The organism is Hydrogenophaga sp. (genome assembly GCF_051858985.1).
Lineage (GTDB): Bacteria > Pseudomonadota > Gammaproteobacteria > Burkholderiales > Burkholderiaceae_C > Hydrogenophaga.
This window is the reverse complement of the sequence record NZ_JBHYGM010000002.1, coordinates 1,064,257-1,083,480: the sequence shown is the minus strand read 5'-3', so window position 1 is coordinate 1,083,480 and position 19,224 is coordinate 1,064,257. Positions and strand designations below refer to the sequence as shown.

General features: G+C 64.0%; 13 protein-coding genes and 3 tRNA genes. 12 read left to right on the top strand and 4 right to left on the bottom strand.

All coding sequences use genetic code 11. The features are described 5' to 3' along the window. Positions 1 to 258: 258 nt before the first annotated feature. Positions 259 to 1,158, top strand: coding sequence for a LysR family transcriptional regulator (locus ACTIEY_RS11485; RefSeq protein ID WP_439519232.1), 900 nt, complete (start codon positions 259 to 261; stop codon positions 1,156 to 1,158). Here ACTIEY_RS11485 and ACTIEY_RS11480 read toward each other — a convergent pair. Beyond that, on the bottom strand, positions 1,118 to 2,395 hold the full coding sequence (locus ACTIEY_RS11480; protein WP_439519231.1) for a D-amino acid dehydrogenase: 1,278 nt from the start codon (positions 2,393 to 2,395) through the stop codon (positions 1,118 to 1,120). The two genes, ACTIEY_RS11485 and ACTIEY_RS11480, sit on opposite strands and share 41 nt — an antisense overlap. Positions 2,396 to 2,587: 192 nt before the next feature. Between ACTIEY_RS11480 and ACTIEY_RS11475 the strand changes: the two genes are divergently transcribed. The 11 genes from ACTIEY_RS11475 (at position 2,588) to ACTIEY_RS11425 (ending at position 15,018) form a co-directional block, all read left to right on the top strand. Next, entirely contained in the window at positions 2,588 to 3,940 is a 1,353-nt protein-coding gene (locus ACTIEY_RS11475) for an aspartate aminotransferase family protein (RefSeq protein ID WP_439519230.1), read from the top strand. 147 nt (positions 3,941 to 4,087) lie between these two features. After that, positions 4,088 to 5,065 (top strand): TAXI family TRAP transporter solute-binding subunit, encoded by a 978-nt coding sequence (locus ACTIEY_RS11470; protein WP_439519229.1) that lies wholly within the window; start codon positions 4,088 to 4,090, stop codon positions 5,063 to 5,065. 92 nt (positions 5,066 to 5,157) lie between these two features. After that, positions 5,158 to 7,740 carry a TRAP transporter permease gene (locus ACTIEY_RS11465; RefSeq protein WP_439519228.1) on the top strand — a complete coding sequence of 861 codons (2,583 nt, stop codon included), beginning with the start codon at positions 5,158 to 5,160 and terminating at the stop codon, positions 7,738 to 7,740. Position 7,741: 1 nt separating this feature from the next. Then, on the top strand, positions 7,742 to 8,383 hold the full coding sequence (locus ACTIEY_RS11460) for an aspartate/glutamate racemase family protein (protein WP_439519227.1): 642 nt from the start codon (positions 7,742 to 7,744) through the stop codon (positions 8,381 to 8,383). A 109-nt stretch (positions 8,384 to 8,492) separates the two neighbouring features. Next, a tRNA-Leu gene (locus ACTIEY_RS11455) sits at positions 8,493 to 8,579 on the top strand. 71 nt (positions 8,580 to 8,650) lie between these two features. Next, positions 8,651 to 9,961, top strand: coding sequence for a trigger factor (tig, locus tag ACTIEY_RS11450; RefSeq protein ID WP_439519226.1), 1,311 nt, complete (start codon positions 8,651 to 8,653; stop codon positions 9,959 to 9,961). Between the two features lie 179 nt (positions 9,962 to 10,140). Further along, positions 10,141 to 10,758 (top strand): ATP-dependent Clp endopeptidase proteolytic subunit ClpP, encoded by a 618-nt coding sequence (clpP, locus tag ACTIEY_RS11445; protein ID WP_439519225.1) that lies wholly within the window; start codon positions 10,141 to 10,143, stop codon positions 10,756 to 10,758. A 136-nt stretch (positions 10,759 to 10,894) separates the two neighbouring features. Then, on the top strand, positions 10,895 to 12,160 hold the full coding sequence (gene clpX, locus ACTIEY_RS11440) for an ATP-dependent Clp protease ATP-binding subunit ClpX (RefSeq protein ID WP_439519224.1): 1,266 nt from the start codon (positions 10,895 to 10,897) through the stop codon (positions 12,158 to 12,160). 104 nt (positions 12,161 to 12,264) lie between these two features. Continuing rightward, complete coding sequence (lon, locus tag ACTIEY_RS11435; RefSeq protein ID WP_439519223.1) at positions 12,265 to 14,697, top strand: endopeptidase La; 2,433 nt, start codon at positions 12,265 to 12,267, stop codon at positions 14,695 to 14,697. Between the two features lie 98 nt (positions 14,698 to 14,795). After that, positions 14,796 to 14,871, top strand: a tRNA-Gly gene (locus ACTIEY_RS11430). A 73-nt stretch (positions 14,872 to 14,944) separates the two neighbouring features. Next, a tRNA-Cys gene (locus tag ACTIEY_RS11425) sits at positions 14,945 to 15,018 on the top strand. Positions 15,019 to 15,025: 7 nt separating this feature from the next. On the opposite strand, the gene folD is transcribed toward ACTIEY_RS11425, so the two are convergent. From folD to ACTIEY_RS11410, 3 genes are all read right to left on the bottom strand, one after another. Then, the gene (gene folD / locus ACTIEY_RS11420; RefSeq protein ID WP_439519222.1) at positions 15,026 to 15,877 is read right to left on the bottom strand and encodes a bifunctional methylenetetrahydrofolate dehydrogenase/methenyltetrahydrofolate cyclohydrolase FolD; all 852 of its coding nucleotides are present in this window, start codon (positions 15,875 to 15,877) and stop codon (positions 15,026 to 15,028) included. An 82-nt stretch (positions 15,878 to 15,959) separates the two neighbouring features. After that, positions 15,960 to 16,586 (bottom strand): response regulator transcription factor, encoded by a 627-nt coding sequence (locus ACTIEY_RS11415; protein ID WP_086123488.1) that lies wholly within the window; start codon positions 16,584 to 16,586, stop codon positions 15,960 to 15,962. Next, positions 16,583 to 19,138 (bottom strand): PAS domain-containing sensor histidine kinase, encoded by a 2,556-nt coding sequence (locus tag ACTIEY_RS11410; RefSeq protein ID WP_439519221.1) that lies wholly within the window; start codon positions 19,136 to 19,138, stop codon positions 16,583 to 16,585. The genes ACTIEY_RS11415 and ACTIEY_RS11410 overlap by 4 nt, the downstream gene beginning before the upstream one ends. Between the last annotated feature and the right edge of the window lie 86 nt (positions 19,139 to 19,224).

Genomic DNA, 19,224 nt, shown 5'->3' with positions numbered 1-19,224 from the left:
TGTTCCGCGAATGTCCCCCGGCGGCGGGAGGCCGCCTCCACCTTTATTTCGCTCCACAGAGCGCCTGAGCTTCACGAGCTGCAGACCTGTTGGCGCTCCACCTTTCGCGGGCAAGGAGGTCATCGGCAACCGGGGTGATCGGCGCAGCGAAATAAAGGAGGAGGGGCGGCGAAGCCGACCCGGGGGACATTCGCGGAGCCGATCACCCCGGTTGCCGATGACCGTACCAGCCGAAGAAAAAGAGAAACAATACCGAGCATGCGCCTACGCCACATCGAAGTCTTCAACGCCGTCATGCTCACCGGCAGCGTGAGTGCCGCCGCCCGCATGATCAACGTGACGCAGCCCGCCGTGAGCCGCACGCTGCAGCACGCCGAACTGCAACTTGGCTTCCAGCTGTTCCAGCGCGTGGGCGGCAGGCTCAAACCCACGGTGGAAGCCCAGGTGCTCTACCCGCACATCGAACGCCTGTTCTCGCAGCTCGATGAAGTGCAGCGCCTCTCCGCCAGCCTCAAGGCCGGTCGCGGCAAAGGCGAACTCCGCGTGCTCACGGTGCTGGCCCTGAGCTATGAAGTCTTTCCGCGCGCCATGCGCCTCTTTCGGGAAAAACATCCATCGGTGGTCGTGCACCATGAAGCGCTGCACTCACCGCAGATCGTGTCATCACTGGTGCTGCAGGAGGCCGATGTCGGCTACGTGTTCAGTGCGGTCACACACCCGGCGCTGGCGCAGGAGCAACTGGCCAAGCGGCGAGTGGTCTGTGTTGTGCCCAAAGGCCTGTTGCCGGCGAAACAGGTCAAGGCCGGCACCATCACGCTCGCGCAGCTCTCCAGACTGCCCGTGATCGCGCTGGACGGGCAGGACCCGTTGGGCACGCTGCTGGCTCACGCCGTGCGCGACAGCGGCGCCGGCCTGCAGGAAGTGATGACCGTGCAGACCTACCACGTGGCGCTGGCGCTCGCCCACCATGGTGTCGGCGTGGCCATGGTGGAAGGTTGCACGGCGGCGTCTGCCGACCTCGAGCGTGTCGACGTGCTTGCGCTCGAACCCGAACTGGCCACCACCGTGCGCATGCTGCGGCCCACGGCACGACCCAACTCGCTCACCACGCGCGCGTTCACGCGCTGCATGCAGCAAGCCCTGCAGCAACTGGCCTGAGGCTGGTGTTCAGGGCGCGCGCCACGCGTTGCGCGCTGCCGAAAGCCAGCGTGAAACCCAGCGCGCCGTGGCCGGTGTTGAACAGCAGGTTGTCGGGCGAGCCGCGCAGACGGCCCAGCACCGGCAGACCTGTGGGCGTGGCCGGGCGCAGGCCCGCCCACGGATTGACTTCTGCGAAATCTCCGCACCGTGGAAAGACCTCGCGCGTGCTCGTCACCAGCGATTCGATGCGCTCGGCAGGAATGGCCCGGTCGTGCCCCACCAGTTCTGCCATGCCGGCCACCCGCAACCGGTTGCCGATGCGCGCGAACACCACCTTGCGAGCGGCGTCGGTCACGTTCACCGTGGGCGCTGCGCCCACCGCGTCGTTGGCTTGCAGCGTGATGCTGTAGCCCTTGATGGGATAGACGGGCACATCGAGTCCCAGCGGTGCGGCCAGTCGGCGCGAACCGGTGCCCAGCGACACCACGAAGGCATCCGCCTCGATGCGGCCTTCGCGCGTGTCGGCCGCCACGATGCGATCCCCCTGGCGGATGAGGCCCGTCACCTCGGTCTGGAAGCGAAAGCGCACGCCGCGTGCGGCCAGCCGTTGCTGCAGCGCCTGGCAGACCTTGAAGCAGTCGGCCGCGCATTCGCTGGGTGTGTGGATGGCGCCGGCGAACCGGGACGCATGGTGGGCAAGGGCAGGTTCGATCGCCACGGCCTCTGACGGCGAGACCGCATGCTGCACCGTTCCCAGCCTGCGCTGGAGTTCCATCTGCTGGCGCGCCGCGGCGAACGACGCTGCGTCCGGATACAGCACCAGCTTGCCGGTCGCCGAGAAGTCGCAGTCGATGGCTTCCTCGGCCATCAGCTGCTCGAACCCAGCGCGGCTCTCTGCAGCCAATGCCAGCAGGCTGGCGGTGGTGCTGCGCGAGACGCTGGCGCGGCAGGCCGCCAGGAAGCGCAAGCCCCAGGACCACTGGTGGGGATCGAACTGCAGGCGGAACTTCAGCGGGGAGTCGGTCGCCAGCAGCAGCTTGGGCAGCTGCAGCCACAGCGACGGGTCGGCCAACGGCTGCACATACGAATAGCTGAGCTGCGCGCCATTGGCGCCGCTGGCGCCGGCACCCGTGTGCGCGCTGTCCACCACTGTGACCTGGTGCCCGTCGCGCAGCAGTTGCCATGCGGTGGCCAGGCCGACGATGCCGGCGCCGAGCACGCAGACGTGGCGGGGTGAGGTGGATTCGAAGCTCATGAACCGCACTGTAGGCAGCCGCCGCTGTTCTGCAAAATGCCGTTCACGCCATCGCCCATGCCGTGAAGTCATGGCCTGGCCGCCGTCGCCGGTCCATAAACCACGGGCATGGATGGGCGACAAAAAAGCATCCACCCCTGGCGGATGGGCTCCTTACACTGCGACTTTCCCACCACCACCCTGCGCATCCGAATGAATCCCACGCGAGTCTTTCACCGCCAGCTTCGCCACGACCTGCCCGTGGCGGTGAGCGGACAGGGCATCACCCTGACCGACGCCCAGGGCAAGAGCTACCTCGACGCCTCCGGTGGCGCTGCCGTCTCCTGCCTGGGTCATGGCCATCCCGACGTCCTGGCCGCCATGCACGCCCAGATCGACCGTCTGGCCTACGCCCACACCAGCTTCTTCACCACCGAAGTGGCCGAGGAACTCGCCAGTGTGCTGATCGACAGCGCTCCAGCGGGCATGAGCCACGCGTACTTCGTCAGCGGCGGTTCGGAGGCGGTGGAGGCGGCGCTCAAGATGGCGCGCCAGTATTTCGTGGAGATCGGCCAGCCGCAGCGGCGCCACTTCATAGCGCGGCGTCAGAGCTACCACGGCAACACACTGGGTGCGCTGGCCGTGGGCGGCAACGCGTGGCGTCGCGAGCAGTTCAAGCCGCTGCTGATCGATGTGACGCACGTGTCGCCCTGCTACGAGTACCGCGACCAGCGGGACGACGAAACGCCCGAGCAATACGGCCAGAGGCTGGTCGCCGAACTCGAGGAAGCCATCGAACGGCTGGGCCCGGAATCGGTGATGGCCTTCGTCGCAGAGACCGTGGGCGGCGCCACGGCCGGCGTGCTCGTGCCCGTGCCCGGTTACTTCAAGGGTGTGCGAGAACTCTGCGACCGCCACGGCATCCTGCTGATCCTGGACGAAGTGATGTGCGGCATGGGCCGCACCGGCACGCTGCACGCCTGCGAGCAGGACGGCGTGGTGCCCGATCTGCTCACCATCGCCAAAGGCCTGGGCGGCGGCTACCAGCCGATTGGCGCCGTGCTGGCGCAGGGAAAACTGGTGGAGGCATTCCGCCGCGGCAGCGGTCTCTTCCAGCACGGCCACACGTACCTCGGCCACGCGGTGGCCTGCGCTGCGGCGCTGGCGGTTCAGCGTGTCATCGAGCGTGACGGTCTGCTGGCCCAGGTGCGCGTACGTGGTGCACAGCTGCACGGTTTGCTGCAGCAGGCCTTTGGCGATCACCCACACGTGGGCGACATCCGGGGGCGGGGCCTGTTCTGGGGCATTGAACTGGTCGCCGACCGGCACAGCAAGCAACCTTTCGATTCGAAGCACAAACTGCACGCCAGCATCAAGAGCAAGGCCATGGCCAACGGCGTGCTGGTGTATCCCATGGGCGGCACGGTGGACGGCCGCTGCGGCGATCACGTGCTGCTGGCGCCGCCCTTCATCAGCACGCCGGGCGAGCTGGCGCAGATCGTGGAGCGCCTTTCGGGCGCCATCGATCTGGCGATCGCGCAGGCCGACGTTCAACGGACCTCATGACGCATTTGCATACCCCCTTGGGGTAAATACCATGCCCGGAGCCCAAGGTCGGCACGATGCTTGCCTTAGGATTCGAAGCATCGAGGAAGCGCTCTTCAGGGGCACCACGATTGTTCAACCAAGCAGAAAACTGCAGGAGCTACCACCATGAAAAAAATCCAACTCTGTCTCAGCGCCATGGCCGCCGCCGCGGCCCTGATGGTTCCCACCGCTCCCGCCCAGGCCCAGCAGAAGTTCATGACCATCGGCACCGGGGGTGTCACGGGCGTGTACTACGCCGCTGGCGGCGCGATCTGCCGCCTGGTCAACAAGGACCGCGCCAAGCACGGCATTCGCTGCTCGGTGGAATCCACCGGTGGCTCGGTGTTCAACGTCAACACCATCAAGGCGGGTGAGCTCGACCTGGGCTTCACCCAGTCCGACGTGCAGTTCAATTCGCTCAAGGGCGTGGGGCAGTTCAAGGACGCTGGCGCCTATGGCGACCTGCGCGCTGTGTTCGCCGTGCACCCCGAGCCCTTCACCGTGCTGGCCCGCAAGGAAGCCGGCGTGACCAAGTTCGAGGACTTCAAGGGCAAGCGCTTCAACGTGGGCAACCCCGGCTCCGGCACGCGTTCTTCGATGGAAGAAATGCTGGGTGCCATGGGCTGGAAGCTCAGCGACTTCTCGCTGGCCTCCGAACTCAAGGCCGATGAACACGGCCCGGCACTGTGCGACGGCAAGATCGACGGCTTCTATTACGCCGTGGGTCACCCCAGCGCCAACATCCAGGATCCCACCACCTCCTGTGGCGCCAAGCTGGTGTCCATCACCGGCCCTGCCATCGACAAGCTGGTGGCCGAGAAGCCCTACTACGCCAAGGTCACATTGCCTGGTGGCCTGTACCCCAACAACCCGCAGCCGACCAGCACCTACGGCGTGATCGCCACGGTGGTGGCCTCCAGCAAGACGCCTGCCGACACCGTGTACGCCGTGGTGAAGTCGGTGTTCGACAACTTCGACGAGTTCAAGAAGCTGCACCCCGCGCTGGCCAACCTGAACCCGGAGAACATGGTCAAGGACGGCCTGAGCGCGCCGCTGCACGAAGGTGCGGTGAAGTACTACAAGGAAAAGGGCTGGATCAAGTGATCCCCGTGGGCTTGCGTGCAGGCCCGATGTGACCCTCCATGGCGAAGTGATCTTCGCCATTTTTTTTCGTCTCCTTCAGCAGATCCGAAGCCATGACCACCGATCTTGAAAAAGCGCCTGAAGCCTTGCAGCAACTCGTGGCCGACAGTGACACCGGCGGCCGAAAACCCACAGGCATCACCGCTGGCGTGGTGTTCGCCGTCGCCATGCTGTGGGCTTTGTTCCAGTACTGGTATGCCTCGCCGCTGCCGTTCGCACTCGGGTTCGGCATCCTCAACGACACCGAGGCGCGCGCCATCCACCTGGGATTTGCGTTGTTCCTGGCTTTCCTGGCGTGGCCGGCCTTCAAGCGCTCGCCTCGCAACCGGGTGCCGGTGGTCGACTGGCTGCTGGCGCTGGTGGCCGCCTTCTGCGGTGCCTACATCATGCTGTTCTATGCAGAGCTCGCCATGCGGCCGGGCCAGCCCAACACCATGGACATCGTGGTGGGTTCCGCGGGCGTGCTGCTTCTGCTGGAGGCCACGCGCCGCGCCGTGGGCTGGCCGATGGCCGCTCTGGCCTTGATCTTCCTGGCCTACTGCCTGCTGGGCCCCCATCTGCCCGATGTCCTGTCTCACAAGGGTGCGTCGGTCAACCGCCTGATTTCGCACATGTGGCTCACCACCGAAGGCGTCTACGGCATCGCGCTGGGTGTCTCGGCCGGCACCATCTTTGTGTATGTGCTGTTCGGCGCCCTGCTGGACCGCGCAGGTGGCGGCAACTACATGATGCAGGTAAGCTTCGCAGCGCTTGGCCACCTGCGTGGCGGCCCTGCCAAGGTGGCTGTGGTGTCGTCTGCCCTCAACGGCATGATCTCCGGCTCGTCGGTGTCCAACGTGGTTTCCGGCGGCATCTTCACCATCCCGCTCATGAAGAAGGCAGGCTATGGCGGCGTCAAGGCGGGCGCCATTGAAACCATGGCCTCGGTCAATGGCCAGATCATGCCGCCGGTGATGGGCGCTGCCGCCTTCCTGATGGTGGAGTACGTCGGCATCCCTTACGCCGACATCGTCAAGCACGCCTTCCTGCCCGCCACGCTGTCCTACATCGGCTTGCTGTACATCGTGCACCTGGAAGCGCTGAAGATGGGCATGCAGCCGATCATCAAGACCACGCCCAAGCCCTGGCGCATCCGCGTGCTGCGAAACGCCATCGGCATCGCCGGGACGATTGCCGTGGTGTGCGCCATCTATTACCTGCTGCAAGCCATCAAGGCGGTGATGGGCCCGGTGGCACCGTATGCCGTGTCCGCCGTGGTGCTGGCGCTGTACCTTTTCTCGGTGAAGCAGGCAGCGGGCTGCCCCGATCTGCCGGACGACATCGACATCGAGCATCCCAAAGCACTGGAAACCTGGCCCACGGTGCGCGCTGGCCTGCACTATCTGATGCCGATCGCCATGCTGATCTGGTGCCTGATGGTGGAAGAAATGTCGCCTTCGCTCTCGGCGTTCTGGGCAGTGACCACGCTCGTCGTGCTCATGCTCACCCAGCGTCCGCTCATCGCGCTGTTCCGCCGCGCCAGCACCGCAGGCACGTGGCTGGCGGGCTGGAACTCGGTGGTGGGCGGCTTCAACGACGGCTCACGCAACATGATCGGCATCGGCGTGGCCACCGCCACGGCAGGCGTCATCGTCGGCGCCATCACGCTCACCGGCCTGGGACTGCGCATGACCGAGTTCGTCGAGTTCGTGGCGCAGGGCAACGTCATGGTGATGCTGCTGTTCATCGCCTTTGTGTGCCTGGTGCTCGGCCTTGGCGTGCCGACGACGGCCAACTATGTGCTGGTGGCCACGCTGATGGCACCCGTGGTCGTCGAACTGGGTGCGCAGTCCGGGCTGATCATCCCGCTGATCGCCGTTCACTTGTTTGTCTTCTATTACGGGATCATGGGTGACATCACACCCCCTGTGGGGCTGGCGACCTTTGCCGCTGCGGCCATTTCTGGCGAGGATGCCATCGAGACAGGCGTACAGGGTGCGGTGTACGCGCTGCGCACCGTCATCCTGCCCTTCATCTGGATCTTCAATCCACAGCTGCTCCTGATCAACGTGCACGGCTGGGGCGAGCTGATTCGCCTCGTGCTGGCCTGCACGCTCGCCACACTTCTTTTCGCAGCGGTCACCATGAACTGGTTCCGCGTTAAGAGCCGCTGGTGGGAGACGGTGTTGCTCTCCGTGGCGGTGGTGCTCCTGTTTCGCCCGGACTTCTTCATGGATCGCATCGCGCCGGAGTACCGTCTGGTGCCCGCGTCGCAGGTGTACGACGTGGCGCGCGATGTACCCACCGATGACCGCGTGGTGATGGTCATCCAGGGACTCACCATCGAAGGCGATGAAGTCAAGAAGACCGTGGCCGTTCAGCTCGGCGACCTGGGGCCTGACGGTCGCAAGCGGCTGTCCGATGCCGGACTCCAGCTCATGCCGCTCGGTGACGCTGTACAGATCGGCCAGGTGAAGTTCGGCACCCGCGCGGCCAAGTCCGGCTTTGAACAAGGCTGGGATGTGACCGGTATTCAGGTGCCGACCGACCGGCCCACACCCCACTGGTTCTACCTTCCAGCCCTGGTGCTGGTGCTGTTGGTCTGGTGGAACCAGGGTCGCCGCTTGCGTCTCACGCCCCTGGCTCAGCCGGCCTGACATGCGCATCGCCCTCATCCACGCGCTGTCGCACTCGGTCGCGCCCATCAACGAAGAGATGGAGCGCGCCTGGCCCGAGGCGCTGCGCATGAACCTCCAGGACGACAGCCTCTCCGCCGACCTGGCGCGCAGCGGTCAAGGACTGGATGAGGCCATGCACCGCCGTTTCGAGGCCCTGGCTGCCTACGCCGAGGGCACGGGCGCGCAAGCCATCCTGTTCACCTGCTCGGCCTTCGGTCCGTGCATCGAGGCGGTGGCCGCCCGCCGGCCGCACATGCCGGTGCTCAAGCCCAACGAGGCCATGGTGGCTGAGGCGGTGGCGCGTGGAGGACGCATCGGACTGGTGGCGTCATTCGCGCCCACCTTGGTGTCCATGCCGCCGGAGTTCCCGCCTGGGACCGAGCTCGTCACCTGCCTTGCCGAAGGCGCCATGGACGCCCTGAATCGCGGCGACGACGCCGGCCACGACGAGCGCGTGGTGGAGGCCGCTCACTGGCTCGCTGGGCAGGGCTGCGACCTGATCGCCCTGGCGCAGTTCAGCATGGCGCGGGCCCAGCGAGCCGTGCACAAGGCCAGCGGCCTGCCGGTGCTGACCACGCCGGGCAGCGCCGTGCGGGTGCTGCGACAGCGACTGGGTGCCTGAACAGACCAGGTGCGGACCAGCGCAGCGGCTACAATCTAAGGTTGCCGTGAAGTGGACAACCGGCCGCTCAGCGAACCCTTTGCGCTGCGTCGGAAACCCCCTACGAGGCGCGCGGGTGGCGAAATTGGTAGACGCACCAGGTTTAGGTCCTGACGCCAGCAATGGTGTGGGGGTTCGAGTCCCCCCCCGCGCACCACACCACAGACAAAGCATTTCACCCGGGTCGGCCAGGCAGGCTGGTTGACCGACACCCTTTTGGAGAAAACCATGACCGTGACCGTTGAAACCCTGGAGAAGCTGGAGCGCAAGATCACGCTGACGCTGCCGGCCGATGTGATCCAGAACGAAGTGTCCAATCGACTCAAGCGCATTGCCCGCGACGTGAAGATGGACGGTTTCCGTCCGGGCAAGGTGCCGATGAACGTCGTGGCCCAGCGCTATGGTTACTCGGTGCATTACGAGGTCATGAACGACAAGGTCGGCGAGGCCTTTGCCAGCGCCGCCAACGAAGCGCAGCTGCGCGTGGCAGGCCAGCCCAAGATCACCGAGAAGGAAGGCGCGCCTGAAGGCCAGTTGACCTTTGACGCCGTGTTCGAGGTCTATCCCGAAGTGAAGATCGCCGACCTGTCCACCGCCACGGTGGAAAAGGTGGCCGCCGAGGTGGACAACGCTGCCATCGACCGCACGCTCGACATCCTGCGCAAGCAGCGCCGCACTTTCACGCAGCGCGCGCAGGATCAGGCCGCGCAGGACGGCGACCGCGCCACCATCGACTTCAGCGGCAAGATCGACGGCGAACCCTTCGAAGGCGGCAAGGCCGAAGCCTTCCAGTTCATCGTGGGCGATGGCCAGATGCTCAAGGAGTTCGAAGACGCCGTGCGCGGCATGAAGATCGGCGAATCCAAGACCTTCCCGCTGGCCTTCCCGGCCGACTACCACGGCAAGGATGTGGCCGGAAAGACCGCCGACTTCCTGGTGACGATCAACAAGCTTGAAGCCGCGCACCTGCCCGAAGTGGACGAAGCGCTGGCCAAGTCGCTCGGCATCGCCGAAGGCACGGTGGAGGGCTTGCGCGCCGACATCCGCAAGAACCTGGAGCGCGAAGTCAAGTTCCGTCTCCAGGCCCGCAACAAGCAGGCCGTGATGGACGCCCTGATCGCCAAGGCCGAACTGGACCTGCCCAAGTCGGTGGTTCAGGCCGAACTGGATCGTCTCGTGGAGGGCGCCCGCGCCGATCTCAAGCAGCGCGGCGTGAAGGATGCCGAGAAGGCACCGATCCCTGAAGAACTGTTCCGCCCACAGGCTGAACGCCGAGTGCGTCTGGGTCTGGTCGTGGCCGAGCTGGTGCGCGCCAACGAACTGCACGCCAAGCCCGAGCAGATCAAGGCCCACATCGAGGAGCTGTCGGCCTCCTACGAAAAGCCCGCCGACGTCGTGCGCTGGTACCAGAGCGACAACCGCCGCATGGCCGAGGTCGAAGCCATCGTGATCGAGAACAACGTCACGGAATTCGTGCTGGGCAAGGCCCAGGTGACCGAAAAGGCGGTCAGCTTCGACGAATTGATGGCCCAGTCCTGAGCAAGTCTGCCTGCCAACGGAGAAGGGCGGAGCGATCCGCCCTTTCTTTTTCCGGATCGTCCCCCATCTGCGCATCTCCGCGGCCCTGCGGTCGTTCCGGTCTTGGTCCGGCGCGGATGGCGGGCTCGGCGGGTTGGTTACAGTAGTGACATGGCTAGCATCAACACATGGAGAAACGCATGAGCGCAATGGACATTCAAGGTTTGGGCATGGTGCCCATGGTCATCGAACAATCGGGCCGCGGCGAGCGCTCCTACGACATCTACTCGCGCCTGCTCAAGGAGCGCGTGATCTTCCTGGTGGGTGAAGTGAACGACCAGACCGCCAACCTCGTGGTGGCGCAGTTGCTGTTCCTGGAAAGCGAGAACCCCGACAAGGACATCTCGTTCTACATCAACTCCCCGGGCGGTAGCGTGACGGCCGGCATGGCGATCTACGACACCATGAATTTCATCAAGCCGGACGTGTCCACGCTGTGCTGCGGGTTTGCCGCCAGCATGGGCGCGTTCCTGCTGGCCGCGGGCGCCAAGGGCAAACGGTTCTCGCTGCCGAACTCCAAGGTCATGATTCACCAGGTGCTGGGCGGCGCGCGCGGCCAGGCCACCGACATCGAGATTCACGCCCGCGACATCCTGCGCACCAAGGACCAGATGAACCGGATCCTGGCGGAGCGCACCGGCCAGCCGCTGGAGAAGATCAAGCACGACACGGAGCGCGACTACTTCCTCACGGCCAACGAAGCCCAGGAATACGGGCTCATCGACAAGGTCATCGAGAAGCGGCCTGGCACGACTTGATCCGCTGTCGCAGCTCGGTCGGCCCTTCGAGGGGGCTAAATGGGGGACATGGTGCCAATTCCGGCGCTTTTCTCCCGTTTGTTGACCCGCGCCCTTGAACTATCATTGTTGAATCGCTTTACCCGAGCCCCAATCTATGGCCGACAAAAAAGCCGCCTCCAGTGAAAAAGCGCTCTACTGCTCGTTTTGTGGCAAGAGCCAGCACGAGGTCAAGAAGCTGATCGCCGGCCCATCGGTGTTCATCTGTGACGAGTGCATCGAACTTTGCAACGACATCATCCGCGATGAGTTGCCAGGCCTCGAGTCCGTCAAGGCCTCGGGCGATGATGTGCCCACGCCAGCCCAGATCAAGGCCAACCTGGACAACTACGTCATTGGCCAGCAGCCCGCCAAGCGCGCTTTGGCCGTGGCGGTCTACAACCACTACAAGCGCCTGCGCCACAAGCAGACGGCTCGCAAGGACGATGTCGAACTCGCCAAGAGCAACATCCTGCTGATTGGCCCCACCGGTTCGGGCAAGACCTTGTTGGCCCAGACCATGGCTCGCATGCTCAACGTGCCCTTCGTGATGGCCGATGCCACCACCCTGACCGAAGCGGGTTATGTGGGCGAAGACGTGGAGAACATCGTGGCCAAGCTGCTCCAGAGCTGCAACTACGACGTCGAGCGCGCCCAGCAGGGCATCGTCTACATCGACGAGATCGACAAGATCACCCGCAAGTCCGACAACCCGTCCATCACCCGCGACGTGTCGGGAGAGGGTGTCCAGCAGGCCTTGCTCAAGCTCATCGAGGGCACCATGGCCTCCGTGCCGCCGCAAGGGGGTCGCAAGCACCCCAACCAGGACTTCCTGCAGGTGGACACCACCAACATCCTGTTCATCTGCGGTGGGGCGTTCGCCGGCCTGGAGAAGATCATCGACAACCGGACCGAAGCCTCCGGCATCGGGTTTGGCGCCACCGTGAAGAGCAAGCAGCAGCGCAGCCTGACCGAGGCGTTCAAGGAAATCGAGCCGGAAGATCTCATCAAGTTCGGCCTGATTCCCGAGCTCGTGGGTCGGGTGCCGGTGATTGCCGCACTCTCGGAACTCAGCGAGGATGCGCTGGTCGAAATCCTCACGGAACCCAAGAACGCGGTGGTCAAGCAGTTCTCCCGCTTGCTGGCGATGGAAGGTGCTGAACTGGAAGTGCGCCCCACGGCCTTGAAAGCGATCGCTCGCAAGGCTCTGGCTCGCAAGACGGGCGCGCGGGGATTGCGTTCGATCCTGGAAAACGCGCTGATCGACACCATGTTCGATCTGCCCGGCATGAGCAATGTCGAGAAGGTGGTGGTCGACGAGTCCACCATTGATGAAAACAAGCCGCCCCTGCTGGTGTACCGCGAAGCGGCCAGGCAGGCCTGAATGGTCCACCGGCGCGTGCCCTGAAGGCGCGCGCCGACGTGTTCGATGCGTCCGGTTGAGATCGCCCGCACCAACCCCATTTACCCGTTTTAGTCGAGGTTGAAATGTCCGGACAAACCCCTTTGCCCACTTCGCCGGTTGAACTCCCGCTGCTCCCCTTGCGAGACGTGGTGGTGTTCCCGCACATGGTGATTCCCCTGTTTGTGGGGCGCCCCAAGAGCATCAAGGCCCTGGAAGCCGCGATGGAATCCGAGCGCCGCATCATGCTCGTGGCGCAGAAGGCCGCCGCCAAGGACGAACCGTCGACCGACGACATGTTCGAGATGGGCTGCGTCGCCACGATTCTGCAAATGCTCAAGTTGCCCGATGGCACGGTCAAGGTGCTCGTGGAGGGCGTGCAGCGCGCCAAGGTGCTCGACATCCGCGATGGCGAAACGCACTTCATGGCCAGTGTCAGCCCCGTCAGTCCGGGCGCAGACAAGCCGGAGACGCCGTCCAATGAACTCGAAGCCCTGCGTCGCGCGGTGATGCAGCAGTTCGACCAGTACGTCAAGCTCAACAAGAAGATCCCTTCGGAGATCCTCACGTCGATCTCCAGCATCGACGATCCAGGCCGGCTGGCCGACACCATTGCCGCCCATCTTCCCCTCAAGCTGGAGTCCAAGCAGGTCGTGCTCGATCTCGATCCGGTCAACAAGCGGCTCGAGAACCTCTTCGAACAACTGGAGCGCGAGGTCGACATCCTCAATGTCGACAAGAAGATTCGCGGTCGCGTGAAGCGCCAGATGGAGAAGAACCAGCGCGACTTCTATCTCAACGAGCAAGTCAAGGCGATCCAGAAGGAACTCGGTGAAGGCGAAGAGGGCGCCGACATCGAGGAGATCGAAAAGAAGATCAAGGCCGCCAAGATGCCGGCAGAGGCGCGCAAGAAGGCCGATGCCGAGTTCAAGAAGCTCAAGCTGATGTCGCCCATGTCGGCCGAAGCCACCGTGGTGCGCAACTACATCGACGCGCTCGTCGCCTTGCCCTGGAGCAAGAAGACCAAGATCAAGCACGACCTGGCGCATGCCGAGGCCGTGCTGAATGAGGACCACTACGGGCTTGAGAAGGTCAAGGACCGCATTCTTGAATACCTCGCGGTGCAGCAGCGCGTGGACAAGGTCAAGGCGCCCATCCTGTGCCTGGTCGGCCCGCCCGGTGTGGGCAAGACGTCGCTGGGCCAGTCGGTGGCCAAGGCCACCGGCCGCAAGTACGTTCGCATGGCACTGGGCGGCATGCGTGACGAGGCCGAGATCCGTGGCCACCGCCGCACCTACATCGGCGCCATGCCTGGCAAGGTGCTGCAGAGCCTGTCCAAGGTGGGCACGCGCAACCCGCTGTTCCTGCTGGATGAGATCGACAAGCTGGGTACCGATTTCCGGGGTGATCCTTCCAGCGCTTTGCTGGAGGTGCTGGACCCGGAACAGAACCACACCTTCGGCGACCACTACGTCGAGGTCGACTTCGATCTCTCCGATGTGATGTTCGTGGCGACCTCCAACTCCATGAACATCCCGCCGGCCTTGTTGGACCGCATGGAAGTGATCCGGCTTTCGGGTTACACCGAGGACGAGAAGGTCAATATCGCCATGCGCTACCTGCTGCCCAAGCAGCTCAAGAACAACGGCTTGAAGGAGGGTGAGCTGGAGGTGCGCGAGGAAGCGGTGCGCGACGTGGTCCGCTACTACACACGCGAAGCTGGCGTCCGGTCGCTTGAACGCGATCTCTCCAAGATCTGCCGCAAGGTCGTCAAGGGCCTGCTGCTGAAGAAGTACACGCCCACGGTGGTGGTGAACGCCGAGAACCTCAGCGAATTCCTGGGTGTGCGCAAGTACAACTACGGTCGCGCAGAAGCGCAGAACCAGGTCGGGCAGGTGGTGGGTCTCGCCTGGACCGAAGTCGGTGGCGATCTGCTGACCATCGAGGTCGCCATCATGCCGGGCAAGGGTGTCATCACGCGCACGGGTTCGCTGGGCGATGTGATGAAGGAATCCGTGGAAGCCGCACGCACCGTGGTTCGCAGCCGTGCTCACATGCTGGGCATCAAGGACGAGCAGTTCGACAAGCGCGACATCCACATCCATGTGCCCGATGGCGCGACGCCGAAGGATGGTCCGAGTGCGGGCGCAGCGATGACCACCGCCCTGGTGTCGGCCATCACCGGTATTCCCGTGCGAGCCGACGTGGCCATGACGGGTGAGATCACGCTGAGGGGTGAGGTCACGGCAATTGGCGGTCTGAAGGAAAAGCTGCTGGCGGCACTGCGCGGTGGCATCAAGACGGTGATCATTCCGGAAGAGAACGTGAAGGACCTGGCCGAGATTCCCGACAACGTCAAGCAGGGGCTTGAGATCGTGCCGGTGAAATGGATCGACAAGGTGCTCGCGATTGCGCTGGAGCGACTGCCTGTGCCGCTGACGGAGGAAGAGGTCGCTGCGCAGATCGCAGCGGCGTCCGTGCGCACGCCAGCGCCGCCGCCCGATGCGGTGAAGCACTGATCCAAAAAATGAATCGGGCTTGAAAGAGCCCGATTTTTTGCGCTATAATTTTGGTTTTCGGCGAGCACTGAAGCAACGCAGTCAACACCGAAAAGAATGCGGGAATAGCTCAGTTGGTAGAGCGCAACCTTGCCAAGGTTGAGGTCGCGAGTTCGAGTCTCGTTTCCCGCTCCAGATTCAAAAAGGGAAGCTCTGCTTCCCTTTTTTGTCAGAGTTCCAGATCGGCGCTTCCTGTGCCGATCTTGATGGCGCGATAGCAAAGCGGTTATGCCCCGGATTGCAAATCCGGTTAGTCCGGTTCGACTCCGGATCGCGCCTCCAGAATTCCCTAAGCTGCCTGTCGCTCCGCCGCTTTCAGCGTGTTGACGAGCAACATCGCGCGGGTCATGGGCCCCACGCCGCCCGGCACGGGCGTGATCCAGCCTGCGACCTGCTTCACCCCCTCGAAGTCCACATCCCCGCAAAGCTTGCCGTCGTCGTTGCGGTTCATGCCGACATCGATCACCACCGCGCCCGGCTTCACCATGTCCGCCGTCAGCACGTTGCGTTTGCCCACGGCAGCCACCAACACGTCGGCCTGCAGCGTCAGGGACTTCAGGTCATGAGTCGAGCTGTGGCATATGGTCACGGTGGCGTTTTTCTGCAGGAGCATCAGCGCCATCGGCTTGCCCACGATGTTGCTGCGCCCGATGACCACCGCGTGCTTGCCCTTGAGCTCGTACCCGATGTCCTCGAGCATCTTCATGCACCCGTAGGGCGTGCATGGCCAGAAGCCTGGCTGCCCCACCATCAACGCGCCGGCGCTCGAGATGTGAAACCCGTCCACATCCTTGGCAGGCGAGATGGTTTCGATCACCTTGTTCGCGTCCATGTGGCGCGGCAAAGGCAACTGCACAAGGATGCCGTGCACCATAGGGTCTCGGTTGAGCGCTTCTATCCGGGCGAGCAGCTCCGCTTCGGTCATGCTGGCGGGGTAGCGCTCCAGGGTGGCCTGCAGGCCAGTCTCTGTGCTGTCGTTGACCTTGTGCTTCGTGTAAACCTGGCTGGCCGGGTCCTCTCCCACGAGGATGATGGACAGCGCGGGCACGACACCCCGGGCTCTCAGCGCAGCGGTGCGGCCGGCGACTTCGGCGCGGATCTTTTTCGAAAGGGCGTTGCCGTCGATCAGTTGGGCGGTCATGTCGAGGAGAGGCGAAAGGTTTGAAACGGAAACGCCCGCCGGGATGAGGGCGGGCGTTGCGAAGCGGGCGTGTGAACGGTGGTCAGGCCTTGGCGGGTGTTTGTCCCAGTGCGATCTTGAGCAGGTCGGCCACGGTGTTGGCGCCCAGCTTTTCCATGATGTTGGCGCGGTGGGCTTCCACCGTCTTGATGCTGATGCCCAGGTCGTCGGCAATCTGCTTGTTCAGCCGGCCCGCAACGATGCGCTCGAGCACCTGGGCTTCGCGGCTCGTGAGCTTGGAGAGCAGGGCGTCACGGCTGACGGCCTGCTGGTGTGTGGCAAACGCTTCGCGCGCGTGTTCGAGCATGCGCTCGACGAGGGCCACGAGCTGGTCTTCCTTGAACGGTTTCTGGATGAAGTCGAGCGCGCCCTTCTTCATGGACTCCACAGCCATGGGCACGTCGCCGTGGCCGGTGATGAAGACGATGGGAAGGGGGGACTGGCGCTCAATCAGCCGGTCCTGCAATTCCATCCCGGTCATGCCGCCCATACGGATGTCGGCAATGAGGCAGGCCACTTCACGGGCATCGTAGCGGCTGAGGAACGCTTCGGCCGATTCGAAACAGCGAACCCGGAAGTCCTTGCCCTCCAGCAGCCATTGCAGTGAGTCTCGCACCGCCTCGTCGTCATCGACCACGTAGACGCTGCCTTTTTTGGGGATCAAACTCATCTCGCTCTTTCTGTGTCCGTCAGCGGCTCTGTGGCAGGCCCGGCCGCGGCGCTGTGGATCTGCAGCCGCGAGACCACGGGGATCCAGAAGCTGAAGCAGCAGCCCACCACCTCTTCACCATTGTAGATGTTCTGCACCTGCATCCTTCCATGATGCGATTCGACGATGCTGCGGCACAGCTTGAGCCCGATGCCCATGCCCTCGCTCTTGGTGGTGTAGAAGGCTTCATAGATGCGCTCGATCATTTCATCGGGCACGCCGTTGCCCGAATCACGCACCGAGAACTCGACCACATCCTGGTCATCGAGACGCCGAGGCCCGACGCGAAGTTCCACGTACCGTTCGCCGGGCAGACGACCGGCCTGCGCGATCGCTTCGCCGGCGTTCTTGAGCAGGTTGATCAGCACCTGTTCGATCAGGATGGGATCCACCATGAGGTTGGGGAGTCTCGCGGCCACATAGGGCGAAAGGCGCACCTGGTGGCGGCGCAGTTCGATGTCCGCGAGCTCAATGGCGTTGTTGACCATCTGCGCCACGTCCGACAACGTGGGATTGGGTTCACTGCGCTTCACGAAGGCGCGAATGCGCTGGATGATCTGCCCGGCGCGTTGTGCCTGCCGTGAGGTTTTTTCCAGTGCGCCCAGCAGTTCGTCCGGGCTGATTCGCTGTTCCTGCAGGCGCGAGATCATGCCATTGCAGTAGTTGGTGATGGCGGTGAGCGGCTGGTTGAGCTCGTGCGCCACGCTGGAGGCCATCTCTCCCATGGTGATGAGGCGGCTTGCGGTCTGGGCACGCTCGGCCTGACGGGACGCCTGCTCCTCGGCAAACCGGCGCGGCGTGATGTCGCTGGCGATCACCATTTGTGCGAGACGTCCGTCGACCCAGGTCAGGTAACGTGTGCGCACCTCCAGCCAGCGGTCCAACTCCTCCACGAACACTTCGGCGTTCTCCGCGCCCGCATCGGTCAGCGTCTCCGTCGGCATGCCGGCAAAGGCGTCGACGGCGTCACCGTCGTCCGGGCTGGGCGACGGCTGGTTGCCAGCGAGGTCGACAAGGTGCCGGTGACCGAGGCCACGGGTGCCAAACCACAGGCGGTACATCTTGTTGGCAAAGAGCATTTCGTCACTGCCCAGTGGTGCCACCGACACGGCGGAGTCCAGAGACTCCAGCACGGTGGTGAAACGTTCATACGAAGCGGAGAGCTCTTCGCGGATGCGCTTGGGTTCGGTGATGTCGGTCATGGACGTCATCCAGCCCGTTTGATGTCCTTTGGGATCGATCAGCGGTGAGACGTACATGCGCGCATCGAAGATGCTGCCATCGCGGCGGCGCACACGAACCTCGAAGCCGCCCGGCGTGGAGCGACCACGAAGTTCGTCTTCGAGCCGTGCGGCCAGTTGGTCGTGATCTTCTTCTGGCCAGTAGGGAAATGGCGCCGTCCGCCCCACCAGTTCGCCCTCGGTCCACCCCGTCATGGAGCAGAAGGCCGGATTCACGTAGGTGATTCGGCCCTGCATGTCCAGGGCACGCATGCCGGTGAGCATGGAGTTTTCCATGGCGCGGCGGAAATTGGTCTCAGCCATCAGGGCCTGTTGTGCCTGCACGCGGCGGCGCGTGTGGCGCCAGGTGCCCAGGAGCATCCACACGGTCAAAGCGCTCAAGGCGCCGATCACCCAGAAGAAGCCGCTGCCCACGATGTCCTGGGAAGTGCGGTAGCCCTGCGCCTTCAGGATCAGACCGTTGCCCACAGGGGACACGGGAACTTCGTGTTCAAGCGGCGGGTTGGACCATGGCAGCAGACGCAGCACCGAATCCGGCGCCTGCAGGCTGCCGGCCAGTACGCGCTCGCGATCATCCACCAGGGCCACGGCATAGCGCGCCATGATCTCCGGCGGAATCCCGAACCGCATCAATCCATCAATGGAGTACTCGCCCATGATGGTGCCGGAGAAGCGCCCCTGCTCGCTCAAGGGGACGTGAAGCATCAAGGTGGCGTTTCGGGCGTCGTCGCCCAGAGGGCGCGAATAGACCGGCTGGCGCAGGTCGCGCGCGAGTTCGAAGGTGCCATCGGTCTCTCCCGGCGACAGGGTGCTGCCCACGGCGCGCGTGAGCGCCACCGGTGCGCTGGGCGAGGCATAGGTGGCCTGCACATTGCGCCGACCGTCGACCCAGCTGATGGCCAGCATCTCGGGAAATTGGCTCACCAGCGATTCCACCTGGAATTCGAACTCTTCGCTCTCGATCTCCTTGTTGCTCACTTCGCGGGCCAGGCGCATCAGTTGCTCCTGCCGTTCCAGCAGCCGCAACCGCAATCGCTGCTGGGCGTATTCCACGTCCCGGGTCACGGCCTCCTGTTCGCGTTCGAGTTCCTCGTAACGGAGGTAGGTGATCGCCACCACGATGGCGGACAGGAACAGGAGCACGGCCAGCAGGGGGCCGAGTGTGGCGAACCTGTCCTGACGTGAAGGGGGCAGGCGCCGCCACCAGCGTTTCCACCAGGCCGCCTGTGTGGCTGGCCGGTTCGGGTTGGAGGCAGGCGGCAGCGGAATCATGAGGGTCTTGAGTCTACGTGAGACCCTGTGGAAGAAGGCGATGCATCTCGCCTTGAATATCACATTATAAAAACTTCAAGCACATA

Excerpts from the sequence above, each read along its gene's own strand:
- tig (WP_439519226.1), top strand. The coding sequence starts at position 8,651 with ATGACCGTGACCGTTGAAACCCTGGAGAAGCTGGAGCGCAAGATCACG.
- ACTIEY_RS11470 (WP_439519229.1), top strand. The coding sequence starts at position 4,088 with ATGAAAAAAATCCAACTCTGTCTCAGCGCCATGGCCGCCGCCGCGGCC.
- ACTIEY_RS11475 (WP_439519230.1), top strand. The coding sequence starts at position 2,588 with ATGAATCCCACGCGAGTCTTTCACCGCCAGCTTCGCCACGACCTGCCC.
- ACTIEY_RS11415 (WP_086123488.1), bottom strand. The coding sequence starts at position 16,586 with ATGAGTTTGATCCCCAAAAAAGGCAGCGTCTACGTGGTCGATGACGAC.
- ACTIEY_RS11465 (WP_439519228.1), top strand. The coding sequence starts at position 5,158 with ATGACCACCGATCTTGAAAAAGCGCCTGAAGCCTTGCAGCAACTCGTG.
- clpX (WP_439519224.1), top strand. The coding sequence starts at position 10,895 with ATGGCCGACAAAAAAGCCGCCTCCAGTGAAAAAGCGCTCTACTGCTCG.
- lon (WP_439519223.1), top strand. The coding sequence starts at position 12,265 with ATGTCCGGACAAACCCCTTTGCCCACTTCGCCGGTTGAACTCCCGCTG.
- ACTIEY_RS11410 (WP_439519221.1), bottom strand. The coding sequence starts at position 19,138 with ATGATTCCGCTGCCGCCTGCCTCCAACCCGAACCGGCCAGCCACACAG.
- ACTIEY_RS11460 (WP_439519227.1), top strand. The coding sequence starts at position 7,742 with ATGCGCATCGCCCTCATCCACGCGCTGTCGCACTCGGTCGCGCCCATC.
- clpP (WP_439519225.1), top strand. The coding sequence starts at position 10,141 with ATGAGCGCAATGGACATTCAAGGTTTGGGCATGGTGCCCATGGTCATC.
- folD (WP_439519222.1), bottom strand. The coding sequence starts at position 15,877 with ATGACCGCCCAACTGATCGACGGCAACGCCCTTTCGAAAAAGATCCGC.
- ACTIEY_RS11485 (WP_439519232.1), top strand. The coding sequence starts at position 259 with ATGCGCCTACGCCACATCGAAGTCTTCAACGCCGTCATGCTCACCGGC.
- ACTIEY_RS11480 (WP_439519231.1), bottom strand. The coding sequence starts at position 2,395 with ATGAGCTTCGAATCCACCTCACCCCGCCACGTCTGCGTGCTCGGCGCC.